The organism is Acidipila sp. EB88 (assembly GCF_003858395.1).
In the GTDB taxonomy this organism is placed as follows: domain Bacteria; phylum Acidobacteriota; class Terriglobia; order Terriglobales; family Acidobacteriaceae; genus EB88.
Genome location: NZ_QWEV01000005.1, coordinates 2,772,041 through 2,785,812, shown reverse-complemented (window position 1 = coordinate 2,785,812; position 13,772 = coordinate 2,772,041). Strand labels below are relative to the sequence as shown.

At 65.1% G+C, this 13,772-nt stretch carries 12 protein-coding genes and 1 tRNA gene; 6 read left to right on the top strand and 7 right to left on the bottom strand.

All coding sequences use genetic code 11. From position 1 onward, the window contains the following. Positions 1–58 precede the first annotated feature (58 nt). The 4 genes from D1Y84_RS12135 to D1Y84_RS12120 are packed head-to-tail and all read right to left on the bottom strand — an operon-like array spanning position 59 to position 4,144. Positions 59–340 (bottom strand): hypothetical protein, encoded by a 282-nt coding sequence (locus D1Y84_RS12135; protein ID WP_124848900.1) that lies wholly within the window; start codon positions 338–340, stop codon positions 59–61. After that, on the bottom strand, positions 341–634 hold the full coding sequence (locus D1Y84_RS12130) for a glutaredoxin family protein (protein WP_124848898.1): 294 nt from the start codon (positions 632–634) through the stop codon (positions 341–343). A 44-nt stretch (positions 635–678) separates the two neighbouring features. Next, positions 679–2,901, bottom strand: coding sequence for a penicillin-binding protein 1A (locus tag D1Y84_RS12125; protein WP_124848896.1), 2,223 nt, complete (start codon positions 2,899–2,901; stop codon positions 679–681). A 46-nt stretch (positions 2,902–2,947) separates the two neighbouring features. Further along, positions 2,948–4,144, bottom strand: coding sequence for a S41 family peptidase (locus D1Y84_RS12120; protein WP_233581373.1), 1,197 nt, complete (start codon positions 4,142–4,144; stop codon positions 2,948–2,950). 325 nt (positions 4,145–4,469) lie between these two features. Between D1Y84_RS12120 and D1Y84_RS12115 the strand changes: the two genes are divergently transcribed. Then, complete coding sequence (locus D1Y84_RS12115) at positions 4,470–5,276, top strand: MOSC domain-containing protein (protein WP_158615443.1); 807 nt, start codon at positions 4,470–4,472, stop codon at positions 5,274–5,276. A gap of 403 nt (positions 5,277–5,679) precedes the next feature. After that, positions 5,680–5,958, top strand: a complete 279-nt coding sequence (locus tag D1Y84_RS18465; protein WP_233581372.1) for a hypothetical protein — start codon at positions 5,680–5,682, stop codon at positions 5,956–5,958. A 35-nt stretch (positions 5,959–5,993) separates the two neighbouring features. Here the strand turns inward: D1Y84_RS18465 and D1Y84_RS12105 are convergent, their stop codons facing one another. Both D1Y84_RS12105 and D1Y84_RS12100 read right to left on the bottom strand, forming a co-directional pair. Further along, positions 5,994–8,240, bottom strand: a complete 2,247-nt coding sequence (locus tag D1Y84_RS12105) for a hypothetical protein (RefSeq protein WP_124848892.1) — start codon at positions 8,238–8,240, stop codon at positions 5,994–5,996. Between the two features lie 198 nt (positions 8,241–8,438). After that, positions 8,439–8,515, bottom strand: a tRNA-Met gene (locus tag D1Y84_RS12100). A gap of 387 nt (positions 8,516–8,902) precedes the next feature. Between D1Y84_RS12100 and kdsB the strand changes: the two genes are divergently transcribed. Together kdsB and D1Y84_RS12090 are read left to right on the top strand one after the other, a co-directional pair. Further along, on the top strand, positions 8,903–9,697 hold the full coding sequence (gene kdsB, locus D1Y84_RS12095) for a 3-deoxy-manno-octulosonate cytidylyltransferase (protein ID WP_233581371.1): 795 nt from the start codon (positions 8,903–8,905) through the stop codon (positions 9,695–9,697). Positions 9,698–9,798: 101 nt separating this feature from the next. After that, positions 9,799–10,734, top strand: coding sequence for a LysR family transcriptional regulator (locus tag D1Y84_RS12090; RefSeq protein ID WP_124848890.1), 936 nt, complete (start codon positions 9,799–9,801; stop codon positions 10,732–10,734). Positions 10,735–10,771: 37 nt separating this feature from the next. Here the strand turns inward: D1Y84_RS12090 and D1Y84_RS12085 are convergent, their stop codons facing one another. Beyond that, positions 10,772–11,272 carry a DUF4142 domain-containing protein gene (locus tag D1Y84_RS12085; RefSeq protein WP_233581370.1) on the bottom strand — a complete coding sequence of 167 codons (501 nt, stop codon included), beginning with the start codon at positions 11,270–11,272 and terminating at the stop codon, positions 10,772–10,774. Positions 11,273–11,451: 179 nt separating this feature from the next. On the opposite strand from D1Y84_RS12085, the gene D1Y84_RS12080 reads away from it, so the two are divergent. Both D1Y84_RS12080 and D1Y84_RS12075 read left to right on the top strand, forming a co-directional pair. Further along, positions 11,452–12,138 (top strand): L-ribulose-5-phosphate 4-epimerase, encoded by a 687-nt coding sequence (locus D1Y84_RS12080; RefSeq protein ID WP_124848888.1) that lies wholly within the window; start codon positions 11,452–11,454, stop codon positions 12,136–12,138. 204 nt (positions 12,139–12,342) lie between these two features. Next, the gene (locus D1Y84_RS12075; protein WP_124848886.1) at positions 12,343–13,764 is read left to right on the top strand and encodes an L-fucose/L-arabinose isomerase family protein; all 1,422 of its coding nucleotides are present in this window, start codon (positions 12,343–12,345) and stop codon (positions 13,762–13,764) included. The last annotated feature ends 8 nt before the right edge of the window (positions 13,765–13,772 follow it).

Below are 13,772 nucleotides of genomic sequence, written 5' to 3'. Positions count from 1 at the left end.
GTACGAGCCATCTACGCGCCGCGCGTAGCGAAAACGAAGCGTCAAGGCGCGGAACCTTCTACTGGTTCCAGTGATCGCGGTGCACGCTCACCCACCAGCAGGGCGACATTCGCTGGTGAGGCAGCAGGGCCGATACGCACGGGACATCCATGTCTCCAAGGTAGTCATACTCATAGCGCCCGTTCTTGAGAGGCGCCGCGACAAACTCGCGCACCGTCACGAACGACAGCGGCGAGCCCTGCCTCTGGTGGTACAGGAACACGATGTAGTCCGCCGCGCTGAGCCCGATCAACAGGATCACCGACAGGGACAGCCAGGAGGTCAAGCCTCGCATACGCATTCAGCGAGTCTCTCCCGTTGCGCCGGCCACAGCCGCTTCCAGCATGGCTCCCAGCTTTTCCGCGTCGAAGCCGATCATGACTTCCCCATCGACCGTGAGAGTCGGGGTCGACCGGCTGCCCAGGTCCATCAGTTCGCGAAAGGCCTGTGGGTCTGCCTGCACGTCCTTGTACTCGAAGGCCACCTTGCGGCGCGTCAAAAAGCTGCGGGCGGCGAAACAGGGCGCACAGCCCGGCTGGCTGTAGAGAACCACGTGCGGTGCCGTTTGCGCGGCAGTGGGGACCGTGTCGTTCATGCCCCAAGCATAGCAAGCCGGGGCACCCGGACGGCGCGCGGAGATTACGGAAGAGGTGCGGGAAAGCTTTCGCCGGGATGCTGCGCGTCGACGACCCGCATGAAGGCCATCCAGAGTGGCAGCGCGGTGCGGCCGCCAGTCTCACCGTCTCCAAGCGGCGTGCGGTTGTCGTAGCCCACCCACACCCCGCACGTGATCGAGGGAGAAAAGCCCAGGAACCACGCATCGGTGTAGCTGCTGGTCGTGCCGGTCTTGCCTGCGACCGCGTGGTCGAGGGACGAGGCGTCGGCTGCGGTGCCGCCCGGCGCAGTCACTGCCCGCAAAAAGCGGACCATGGTGCGGGCGGTGCGCGGGGTGGTCACGGCGATGGCTCCTCCGGCCGCACTTCCCGCTGCTACGCCTGCTGGGCTTTGAGCGCTGCCGCCGTCGCCCCCGCGCGTTGCCGTTCCCACCGGCAGGCCGTCCGCATCGGTCACCTTGCGGATCAGGCGCGGCGTGACGCGCATACCGTCGTTGGGGAACACGGAGTAGGCGGCCACCTGCTCTTTCAAGGTGATCTCCACGGCACCGAGCGCAATCGGCAGGTACTCCGGGATTTTGCTGCTCACGCCGAAGCGGTGCGCGGTGGCCGCCACCTTCGGCATGCCCACCGCGGCTGCGAGCTTTACCGCGGGGATATTGCGTGAGTCCGCAAAGGCTTTCTCGAGGGTGATCTCGCCGAGCGTATTGCCTTCATAGTCGCGGGGCGTGTAGCTGCCGAACGAGGTCGGCGCGTCCAGGATGGTCTGTTCCGGAGTGGCTCCGGCTTCCACGGCAGCGGTGTACACGTAGGGCTTAAAGGACGAGCCGACCTGCCGCTCAGCGTCGATGGCGCGGTTGTACTGCGAGAGCGCGAAGTCCCGGCCGCCCACCATGGCCAGCACATCGCCCGTGACGTTATCCATGGCCAGCAGGGACCCCTGCGCGCCCGTATCTTCTTCGAGGTCGGCCTGCCATACACCGCCTGTTGCGCTGCGGAGCCTCAGGTAGATCACGTCGCCCACGTGCAGAAACTCGTTTGCCCCGCGGAAGCCGGTCCATTGCCAGTCGCCGGCGGCGAGCGCAGCAATGGCACTGCCGATGCGGGCGTGCACACCGGCGGCGCTCACGTCGGTGACCAAGGCATGCACGTACGCGCCGTCCACCGGCTGCACTGCCCAGTCCGGGTGGCGAAAGCTCTCGAGGTCAGCATGCTCGGCCCGCAGGTTGACGAGGTGTCCGCGCCAGCCCTGCCGTCGCTCATAGGCCGCGAGTCCATCGAGCACGGCGCGGTTGGCGGTGCGCTGCAGCGCCATGTCGAGGGTGGTGTAGACACGCAGGCCGGCGGCATGCACGATCTCGACACCCAGTTGCCGCTCCAGCTGCTGCCGCACTGTCTCCACAAACCAGGGGGCCTCGGTGTTGGGCGGCGTCTGCAGGTGCAGACCCAGCGGCGCGGCCGCCGCGGCTTCGGCCTCCCCAGCCGAGATCCGGCGATCCGCAAGCAGCGCCGAGAGGACCTGGTTGCGGCGGCGAAGCGCACGCTCCGGGTGCATGGTCGGCGAAAACTCTTCGGGCCCCTTGGGCAGCCCGGCCAGCAGGGCGGCTTCAGCCAGCGCGAGCTCGCGGGCATGCTTGCTGAAGTAGAACTCGGCGCCGGCTTCGAAGCCGTAGACGCCATGACCCAGGTAGATCTGGTTGCCGTACATGGTGAAGATCTGCTGCTTGGTAAAGGTGCGCTCGATCTGGATCGACAGCAAAGTCTCCTGCAGTTTGCGGCCGGCGGTGCGCTCGTCCGACAGGAAAAGATTGCGCGCTAGCTGCATCGTCAGCGTCGAGGCGCCCTGCGCCCGGCCCTTGGAACGCAGGTCGTGGTATGCCGCACCCATCACGCGGAAGACGTTCACGCCGAAATGGCTTTCAAAGCCCTTGTCCTCGATCGCAATCACCGCGTCCCGCAGGATGGGGGCAAAGTCGTCGTAGCCGACAGCGATGCGGCGCTCCAGCGCGAACGAACCGATGCGCTCGCCATGCACGTCGTAAAGGTCGGTAATGGTGGAGGGTTTGTAGTGCTCGAGCTCGGCGACCTCGGGCAGATCGACCGAGTCGATCAGCACCTGGCCGCCCAGCGAGCCGAACAAGGCAGCCAGGACGCAAAGCATGATCAGCACGGCCCGCCGCAGCCGCCGCTGTTGCTCGTGGCTGCGACGGTTGGTGGCCGGGCGGGGCGATTGCACGGATGGAGTCATGCGGATGGCCCTGCTTTACCCAGAGTGCGTCGCGGCAGCAACAGCCCTAGCTCTGCTTCGCCTTCAGCACATCAAGAGCCTTGTTGAGCTGGTCGTCGACGGCAGGATGCGAGGGCTGCGCCGCGGTTTCATCCTGCTCCGCGAGGAACTGGTCGATGCTGAGGTTGACCTGCACGGTCGGCTTGACCGGGTTTTCCTGGATCGGCTTGCCGTCAGGACCGTTGTACTTCGCCACGGTCAGCAGCAGCGCCGCGCCACCCGGCATGTCCATGGTGTGCTGCACGGTGCCTTCGCCAAAGGTGCGGTCGCCGACCAGGTCGCCCCGTTTCGCGCCCAGGATAGCCGCCGCAACGATCTCGGCCGCGCCCGCGGTGCCACGGTTGGTAAGCACCACCAGTGGTGCGCTGGTGACGAACTTGTCCGCCTCGGCGGTGTAGGTTTCGGTCGGGAACTTCTGGCCGCTCAGGCTGGCGATGGTGCCGCTCTGCACAAAGGCATTGGCGAGGCGAACGCCTTGCAGTTCGTCGCCGGAAGAAACGTCGCGCAGGTCCAGCAGCACCTTCTTGTTGCCCTGCCTGCCCATGCCGCGCAGCTGCGCTTCAATCTCGGTGACACGTTCTTTGGTCAGCACCACGGGCTTCAGGTACAGGATCGTTGTGCCGTCGTACTGCTGGGTCGCCAGGGCCGGTACCGGCACCGCGCCGCGCTGCAGCTTCTTATTCACCGGATCGTCTTTGCCTGGCACGATCACATCCAGCGAGACGCTGGTGCCCGCCTTGCCCTCGAGCAGCAGGCGGATCATGGCCAGCGGCAGGTCGTGCGTGGACTTGCCGTCCACGGCTTCAATCACGTCGCCATCCTGCAGACCCTGCTTGTCAGCCTGGCTGCCCGGCATCACCGACACAACCGTGGCATACCCGTAGCGCTTGCTCACGTGCAGGCCGACCTGCTCGGCATTGCCCGCCGTTGCAGCCGTAGCGACCGCGGCCTTGTACGCCTTGTACTCCCCGGCTGTCAGGTAGCTCGAGTCAGAATCAAGCGACTCCAGCAGACCATGCAGCGCGCCATCGGTCACTGCCGGAAGGCTGGGCTGCACCACGTAGAAGTTCTGGATCTTGCGCAAAACCTCCTCGTACACGCCCATCTGCTTGTACGCGCCGTCGGTTGTGGCAAAGCCGCCCGCACGGACACTCGGCGGCAGCGAGCCACCCAGGAGCACAACCAGCGCGAGCGTCACAGACACGCCGAAGATGCCGCGTTGCAGCTTTTTCGAAAAGAAGGGAGTGGCAGCGGGGGGGGGGCGGAACCGGAAGCGCGCCCGGGGTTCGGGCCTGAAGCGGACTGTGACATGGATTCTCTCGACATAGACTCTTCGACTACGGCTCAGGCAATGCACGCAGGATACGACCCGCCAGTCTGTGGTCGATCATACTCCCTGCCCGTAGGCTGATCGATTGTGGCGGTCGCACGCGGGTCACGCCCCGTCAGGTTGCGCCACGCGGAAGCATCCGAGAAGCAGGACCACAAAGCAAGATCAGGAAGCAAGATCAGGACGCAAGGGGAAGCAAGTGCGCAAAGGTGCTGCGGGAGCCGATGAAGTGGTTGCAAAGGTGCACAGCCTCTGGCGCTACCCCGTCAAGAGCATGGGCGGGGAGCGGGTTCCGCAGCTGCTGCTCGACGCGTCGGGCGTGTATGCCGACCGGTACCTGGGGTTTGAAAGCTCGGGCGCGGCGAAAGGCAAGCCCCTGCTCACCGGGGCGGAGCGGGCCCGCATGCTGCTGTGCCAGGCTCGTTTCCGAGCAGAGCCTGCGGAACAGCCAGGGTTTCAGCAACAGCAGGGCGCACCCGGTGAGCTTGCCTCGCTCGTCGAGGTGCTCACGCCAGAGGGCAGCGTGCTGCGCGCCGACGACCCGGCGCTGCCTGGTTTGCTGCAGCAGGGTCTGCCGGTGAAGCACCCCATGTGGCTTCGTACCAGCGAGCGCCCCATGACAGACTGCCGCCCGATTGCGCTGCTTTCGATGCAGACGCTGCGGCAGATCAGCAGCGAACTTGGGCAGCCGGTCGAAGCCGAGCGCTTCCGCGCCAATCTCCTGCTCGACGTGGTCTCCACAAACGACACGGAGAAGCCCGATGGGGGCTTTGCGGAGGACAGGTTTGTGGGCTGCCGCCTCCGGATTGGTGCGCAGGCCGAGATCCTGATCAAGGAGCGCGACCCGCGTTGCCGCATCATCACGCTCGATCCCCGGACCGGGGCGCCGCTGCCGGCGCTGATGCGCCTGCTCGCGGATCGGCACCAGGGGCGCGCCGGCGTCTATGCGACGACACTTGTGCCCGGGCCGGTGTGCGAGGGGGACGTGGTCCGGCTGATTCGCTGAACGCTGCTCCTCACGGTTCGGCCTGGAAGCCGGATCGAGGGGCCAGACGCAAGTCGAGAGGTTGCTGCCGGGCGGACTGGTACCGGTGTGCCGTGAGCGCGCCCTGGTTTCGGACGCGCCGCTGATGTCCGTGGTATCTCTGGGCGATGCACCTTTCCGGCTCCTGGATCCTGCTGCTCTTCGCCGCGCTCACCACTGCGGTGATCCTGCTCGTGCTGCACCGGACGCGACTTGGCGGCCTGATCCACCAGCAAATCCCTGATCGGCCCCGCCGCCGACTGTTTCTTGCGTCGATCAGCTTCTTCATCACGTTCCTGGCGGTGCGCCTGCTGGTCGCCTGCATTACGCACCACATCGGCCCTTTCAACTACGTTGAGATGGGGGCCGCCACATCCATCACCTGGTGTGGGGCATCCTGCTGCTGCTGCTCACCGGCTATGCCGAGCTGGCCGACGTCGGCACGGGCAGCACCGCGCAGTCGATCCTGCTGGGCCGCCTGCTTTCGCTTTCCTATGGAGTCGGCGCCGCGCTCACGCTGGATGAGTTCGCGTTGTGGCTCAACCTCGATGCCGCCGCATACTGGTCGCGGCAGGGACGCGAAAGCATCGATGCGGTGGTGCTGTTTGGCGCGGCGCTGGCGATGGGCACGTGGGGCGCGCCGCTGTTCCGCAGAAAGCACTGAGCGAGCGCGCAGCAGACCAGGCGGGTCTGTCCCGGTTATGGAAGCTGCGTGACGGTGATCAGCGGCGGGTCGGTCCAGCGCGCGGGCGCCGTGCCGGTGTTGCAGACGCGCACGGTCATGGAGGTGCCATCGCCCTCGACGGCTGCGCTCGCCATGACCTGCGCACCGGGGTTGGGAACGATGTTCACGACCAGGGCTGCATCCGCGGCCGTGCTCAGGCGCACCGCGCCGGTGTTCTGCTGGCGTGCCTGGCAGTCGCCGCTGGTGCCGCGCGGCGCCAGCTGGTTGACCTGCCAGTCGCGCACCACAAACCGGGCCGGCGCGTCGAGGGCATGCGTTCTGCCCAGCTCGACGGGGGCGGACTGCCCGCCGGCATCGGCGCAGGTGCGCTTGTCGGGTGAGGCCGTTGCCTGGGCGGTGTTGTACCAGCACTGTGAGCCGAGGTACTGGTGGGCAAGCGTGCCGTCGTGCATCACCTCGGCCGAGTAGAAGTGCTCCTGGGGCGAAAACCGGAAGCCGGCGGAGGCGTCCTCGACATAGGCAAGCGCCGAGCCGGTACGAGTGCCTGCGCCGGTGCCTGCAGGCCAGTTCACCACCTGCACCCGCGTCGTTCCGTTGCTGTAGGTGCGCAGGGCCGTGGCCGCATCCACAAAGGTGCGCAGCGGCAGGTTGCCCTGGTTGATGCGCACCGTGGCATTGCCGGCGATCTTGATCCACCCGGCCCCGTCCTGCTCGGAACCGCCGGTGAAGATCGAGTTATCGACCACGTCGATCGTGAAGTTGTTGTGCACGTAGTCCTGCGTGGGGAACGGCACCATGTAGCCGTCCGGCACCAGGCCCGCGATGATCTCCCCACACATCTCCGACGGGGAGCTGGTCCAGCTTGTGCGCTGCTCCGTGTCATTGCAGCCGGAGGGGTACCGCGCAGAGAAGAACGGGTCCATGGAGTTGATGTGGTTCTCCTCGATGCGCAGTACGCCGTACCCGTTGGGAGCGGCCTGTTCAATCACGGAGCCCGCGGGCCACGCCACCGCATTGGCTCCGCGCTTGTAGAGGTGCGCCTGCCCGTCGCCCGAGAATGCGCCGACCTGCACCATTTCCATGGTGCCGCGCGTGATGCCCGGCACCGCCCGGCTGGGCTCGGCGCTGTGCCACACGTAGTCCGACGGGAAGATGCCGTAGGCGTTCACATAGCTGTGCGTGCCGTTCATCCGGGCCTGGGTCGGGTCGTTCACAAACAAAGGCTGCCAGTTGGCGTCGTCCACTGGGAAATCAAGGTCGCTCGCGCTGATGGCGCGCGTGAGGTGGCCAAGCTCTTCGGCACCGGGCGCAGCGATGGAGTGGTTGACCCGCGGCTGGCCGCCCCACGGAAAGCCTTCAAAGTAGGTGTGGCTGACCGACGAGGTCGTGGTGGCCATGCGCATGCCGCCAATCGACTCCGTACTCTTGATGGAGGAGTCAGTCCAGTGCACGTTGTCGCCATCAAGAAACACGGCGGAGTGCGGGTCGGAGCGCCACGCGCCCTGCGTCAGCAGCTTGCCGCCCGGGCAGTTGAGCCCGTAGCAGTAGTCGCCCGCGTTGCCGGGCTGCAGCACGTTGACGCGCTGGAAGTAGTCCTCGTTGGTGTCGCCTTCGAGCACCACCGGCCAGCGTGACTTCTGGATCTCCATGTCCGAGAAGTACCAGCGCTCGCTCGAGCCCTGCAGGTTGAGGGCGATGCCCCCGGTCTGCGACAGCACCACGTTGCGCATAGAGCCGGTGTCGCTGCTGTCGATCTCGACCAGTCCGCCGGTGGTGGTGCTGCCCTGCCCGGCCAGCGTGATGCCCTGCACGGTAATCGGGCATGGGCCGGGCTTGTCGCCGCAGCCGTCTGTTTTCAGGTAGGTGAGCAGCGCGCCGTGCGGGCTGGTGTTCTGGACAACCGTGCTGGAGGCGCCGTCGCCCTGGATGCTGATGGCATGCGCAAGCGTCAGCGCGGAAGCATAGCCCTCACCGGCGACGTGGTAGACGCCATGCGGAAAGTACAACACGGGGTAGCCTGCGCCGGGCACGCGTGCGCCCTCGGCAAAGCGGATGGCGGCCCGGATCTGGCAGGTGGAGTCGCGATGGCCCAGAGGGTCCGCGGCGCCGCCACAGTTCGCGCCAAAGCGTGGATCGGTCACGTTGACCAGTGAAGCTATGGGCGAGGTGCCAGGCTGGGCCTCTGCCGAGGAACCGGCCCTCTGCGCGTCCGCGGTCGCTGCGCCCACACACACCATGCAAAGCAAAAGAACTGAACGCATCCGCAATCTCCCCACCTTGCAAAGCTTGCCCGGTTTTGCGGGTGCCGCTCTGTACGCCGTCTCTTAAATCATGATGAGCAAGGCTTTGGGCCCAGACTACCACTGCCGCTGCCGGCCGCAGCACGCGAGCGACTGGCCGGCCGCGCCAAGGCTGCAGGGTGCCGGCGACTTGTGGAAGTGAGGTAAGAGGTTGGTGCCTGGTGGCGGCGGATGGAATCGAACCATCGACCTACGGGTTATGAGTCCGTCGCTCTAACCATCTGAGCTACGCCGCCGTGCCGGAGTATGTTCCGCGGGCAGTGCCAGATGTGATGGTACAAGGCCGAACCTGATCCTGCAACGGCAGGGGCCCGGCAGCGTGGGCTTCGGCATGCGGCACAGGCTTTCGGCACTGCCTGCTCTCGACCGACATGATGGAGATGAGACTGGATCTGCAGTCGCTAGAGGGGGGAGTTCTGGCTGGAGATGACTCTGCCAGATCGCTCCGGTAAAAGGCTCCGGTAAGCAGGCTCCGGGCGCTTCGCCGGCCGCCGCAGCCGCAGGCGGCGCACTTTGCATACGATAGACAGAGCGCGCAGGCACCCCGGCTCGGCTGCATCGTTCCGGGACGCACTGCGAGGTCAGGCTGCGCGCATCTTCAGGCTTTTGAAGGAGTCCTGCTCGTGTTGAACTCTCCGGCTCATCCTCCGCGCGTGCTCGGTGTTATTCCCGCGCGGCTTGCCTCGACCCGCCTGCCCCGCAAGATGCTGCTCGATATCGCAGGCGAACCCATGCTGGCCTGGGTCTACCGGGCGGCGCGGGCGTGCACGGTTCTGGACAGCGTCCTGATCGCGACCGACTCGGCCGAGATCATGGCGCTGGCGCAGCGCTACGGCTTCCCTGCCGTGTTCACCCCGGAAGACTGTGCCAGCGGCACGGACCGGGTGCGCGCCGTGGCCCAGGCGATCCCGTCCGACATCTACGTCAATATCCAGGGCGACGAGCCGCTGCTGCGCCCCGAGCATCTCCAGGCGCTGCTTGAGCCGATGCTCACCCCTCGCGAGGATGGCCAGGTTGTGGAAGTCTCGACGCTCGCGACCCCGTGCCCACCGGAGCAGTTCGACTCTCCCAGTGCCGTCAAGGTCGTGTGCGCCCGTGACGGCCGCGCACTCTACTTTTCGCGCTCCCCGGTTCCGTATGACCGGGATGGGCTTGGGCAGGGCGTGCCGCCGCTCAAGCACCTGGGGCTTTACGCCTTTCGTCGCGACATGCTGGAACGCTTCACCACGCTACCGCCCAGCCGCCTGGAGGCGACTGAAAAGCTGGAGCAGTTGCGCCTGCTGGAGCATGGCATCGATATTTGGGTTGCGCAGACGCCGTTCGACTCGCGCGGGGTGGATACCGAGGAGGATCGCCAGGCGGTGGAAGCGATCCTGTACGCCAAGGCAGCCGCCGCGGCAGGGGTCGCGCAGCCGTGAAATCCTGCGCGAACTACGCCTGATCTGCACAGAAGCGTCTACACTTGTGCTGTTTCCATCAACGCAGGTTATGACGGACATCAGCAGAAGGAGCAGAGCCAGTGGACTTCGAACAACTGCGGACCTTCCTTGAAGTGAGCCGTCTCCGGTCCTTTTCCCGCGCGGCAGAGAAGCTCAGCGTGACGCAGCCGGCGATCTCCGCACAAATCCGATCGCTCGAAACCGAGATCGGCGCGCGCCTGTTCGATCGCGATGGCGGCAAGGTCACCTTCACCGCGGCCGGACGGGTCTTTGAACCCTTCGCGGAGCACGTGCTTTCCTGCCATGCCCATATCGGGATTACCATTGCGGAGCTGCACCGGTCGCCGCGCGGCGAGGTGTCGATCAGCGCGAACGAGGCCACCAGCCTGTACATTCTCCCCGCGGTGTTCGCCGCTTTCAAAAAGCAGTACACGCGTGTCGCGCTCAAGATCGAACGCGCCGACCGGGCCTCCATTCTTGAAGGTGTGCTGAACCGCGAGGTGGATTTCGGCGTGGTGAGCCTGCCGGTCAAGGATGCTCGGCTCACCGTCGAAAAGATCCACAAGGACGAGGTAGTACTGGTCACGGGCATTGCCCACCCGCTTGCCATGCGGGAGTCGGTAACTCTGCATGAACTGCTGGAGCACCCGCTGCTGCTGACCAAGACCGGCCGCCAGCGCGAACAGCTGGACGACTTCTTTCGCGCCGAGGACGTGCATCCCCGCATTGCCATGGAAGTCGAGTCCAGCGAGCTGCTGAAGCGACTGATTGCGGCCGGGCTGGGGATGGGTTTTCTGCCCCGCGCGGTAGTCGAGCCAGAGCTCGCGCTGGGTTCCCTGCGCACCATCAAGGTAGAGGGACTGCGCATTTCCCGAGAGCTGGCGCTGGTGTTTCGCCGGGAGAAGACGCTGTCGCGAGCGGCCCACGCCTTCCTGGAAATTGCTACGGGCCAGAACCGGGTCGCGGCCCCGATTCCAGGTAAGGCAATCCGGGAGACAGCCCGCTCCGCCAGTTAGTTCCGGCTGGGGCGGGGCCACCCGGCTGCCGCGCCTGCTACTTGGCGTTGATCGCGCCGATATGCCGCTTCACAATCTTGTCCGTTTCGCCGGCGAATACCTTAAAGGCTCCTGAGCCGTCGATTGCTTCCTGCGCGAACAGCTTCTGATCCTTCTCGTGGATCGAGCTCATGTCGCTCAGGTAGGCTCCGTCAAACTGCGCGGCGGGCACGCTCTTCAACTTGTCGAGACGCTGCTGGAACTCGGTGTTCAACGTGGCGGCCACGGGGATGCCACCTTCCGCGGAGATCCGCTTCAGCTTGTCGCCCACCAGGGTGTGGTCGTGCACCTCGGTATTGGCCAGATCCTTCACATCCTGGGCCTGCGCCTTCTGGACCGCAACCTTGCTCGCGGCTACCTCGTACATCCCACCCTGCGACACCTTGCCTACGAACGTCTTGTCCGTGTCAGAAGCCGGGGCAGCCGCATGCAGTGCGGCGGCAGAAGCCAGCAGCAGGGCGACAGTTCCACCGGCGAAGCGTTTTCCAAACATGTCCATCTTTTTCGTTCCTCCTGAAGCGCGTCTCTTGTTGCACAAGAAAGTGCGGTCCCGAGGTGAGATGCGCGGCCTTGCAGGCAGCGCCCCCTGCCCGCAGCTTTTTGCTCCCTTGACCCCGGGCCCGCTGCCCGGTAGCGTCGAGCAGGAAAGGTTTACTCAAGCCTGAAGGAGTCGCCAGCATGCTCGAACGCCTGAAAGAAGAAGTACTTGCAGCCAACCTGGACCTGGTGAAACACGGACTCGTCATCCATACCTGGGGCAACTGCAGCGGCATCGATCGCGAGCAGGGCCTGGTGGTGATCAAGCCGAGCGGAGTGCCGTACAGCGAGATGCGTGCGGAAGACATGGTTGTGACCGATATGGACGGCGAGATCGTGGAAGGCTCCAAGAAGCCGAGTTCCGATCTGGGAACGCACCTGCTGCTCTACACCGCGTTTGAGAACGTGGGCGGCGTGGTGCATACGCACTCCGAGTACGCCACGGCCTGGTCCCAGGCGGCACGGCCGATCCCACCCTTCGGCACTACCCACGCCGACTACTTCTACGGCGCCATCCCGGTCACGGAAGAACTCAGCACCTTTGAGATCAAGGGCGACTACGTGCACAACACGGGGCTCGCGATCACGCGTCGCTTCCGCACGCTGGATCCGGATGCGATCCCCGGCGTTCTGGTCGCAGGCCACGCCCCGTTTGCCTGGGGCACCGACGCGCATGATGCCGTGCACAATGCCGTGGTGCTTGAAGCCGTGGCCAAGATGGCCTGGGTCACGCTGCAGATCAACCCCAACGCAAAGCAGGTTTCGCAGAGCCTGCTGGACCGACACTACTTCCGCAAACATGGGGAAAACGCCACTTACGGCCAGTAGCCGCGGGCGTGGTTACCGCGGCCGCAGGGCCCGATCCGGTGGATGGTCCGAGGATGGACGATCCACCGTACAATCCTGTAGAACTGACCGCGGCAGCGCTCGATAGCGTCGATTGCCAGGCTCCCCGGTTTTGTTCGAATCCCCAATCATTGGCTGGAACGAACCCCATCACCCCTGCTCCCGCAGGCTCACTCTTGAGGACTCATGAAGAAGCAGCTCACATTCGGCGTCATTGTCGGTTCGCGCGGGTTTTTCCCGCATCATCTGGCCAAGGAAGGCCGCGAGGACATGATCGCGGTGCTCTCCAAGCTCGGCTACAACTCTGTTGTGCTCTCGCCCGAGCAGACCCAGCATGGCGCAGTGCAGACCCCCGATGATGCCCGCCACTGCGCCGAACTGTTCAAGCGCAATGCCGACATGATCGACGGCATCATCGTGACGCTGCCGAACTTTGGCGAAGAGCGCGCCATCGTGGACGCGATCCGCCTGTCGGGCCTCAAGGTGCCGGTGCTGGTGCAGGCGACGCCTGACCGCACGGACATCATGAAGATCGCGAATCGCCGCGACTCGTTCTGCGGCAAGATGTCAGCCTGCAACAACCTGATGCAGTACAACATTCCCTATTCGCTGACCAAGAAGCACTGCGTGGCCCCGCAGAGCGAGCTGTTTGCAAAGGACCTGGCTGACTTTGCGGCGACCTGCCGCGTGGTCAACGGGTTCAAGAACCTGCGCATCGGCGCGATCGGCGCCCGTCCTGCGGCGTTCAACACCGTTCGCTACTCCGAAAAGATTCTCGAGCACAACGGCATCTCGGTCGAAACGCTGGACCTGTCGGAAGTGATCGGCCGCATCAACCGCATGAAGGACATGGACGACGCGGCGCAGGCGAAGCTCGCGGCGATCAAGCAGTATGTGCCCACGACCGACATCCCGGCAGAAGCACTGCTGAAGATGGCCAAGCTCGGCGCGGTGATCGACGGCTGGATGACCGAGACCTACTGTACGATCTCGGCGATCCAGTGCTGGACCGCCATGGAGGAGTTTTTCGGCGTGGTGCCCTGCACCGTGATGAGCATGATGAGCGAGAACCTGTTCTCGTCTGCCTGCGAGACCGATGTCGCCGGCGTGCTCAGCATGTACGGCCTGGCGCTCGCGAGCGAGACCCCCAGCGCCCTTCTCGACTGGAACAACAACTACGGCGACGAGGATGACAAGGCAGTCTGCTTCCACTGCTCCAACCTGCCTAAGCACTTTTTCGAGTCGGTCGTGATGGACTTCCAGGCGATCATTGCTGGCACGGTCGGCAAGGAGAACACCTTCGGCACCTGCGTGGGTCGCGTCAAGGCTGGTGCGATGAGCTACCTGCGCTTCTCGACCGACGACCTGACGGGCAAGATGCGCGGCTATGTCGGCGAGGGCGAATTCACCAACGATCCACTCGAGACGTTCGGTGGCGCCGGCGTGTGCCGCATTCCCAAGATGCAGAAGCTGCTCCGCTTCATCTGCGAGAACGCTTACGAGCACCATGTTGCCGCCAACTTCTCCAACGTGGCAGCGCCGGTGTACGAAGCGGCAACGCGGTACCTGGGCTGGCAGATGCACCACCACGGCGCCATCGAAGAGTAAGATTGGCG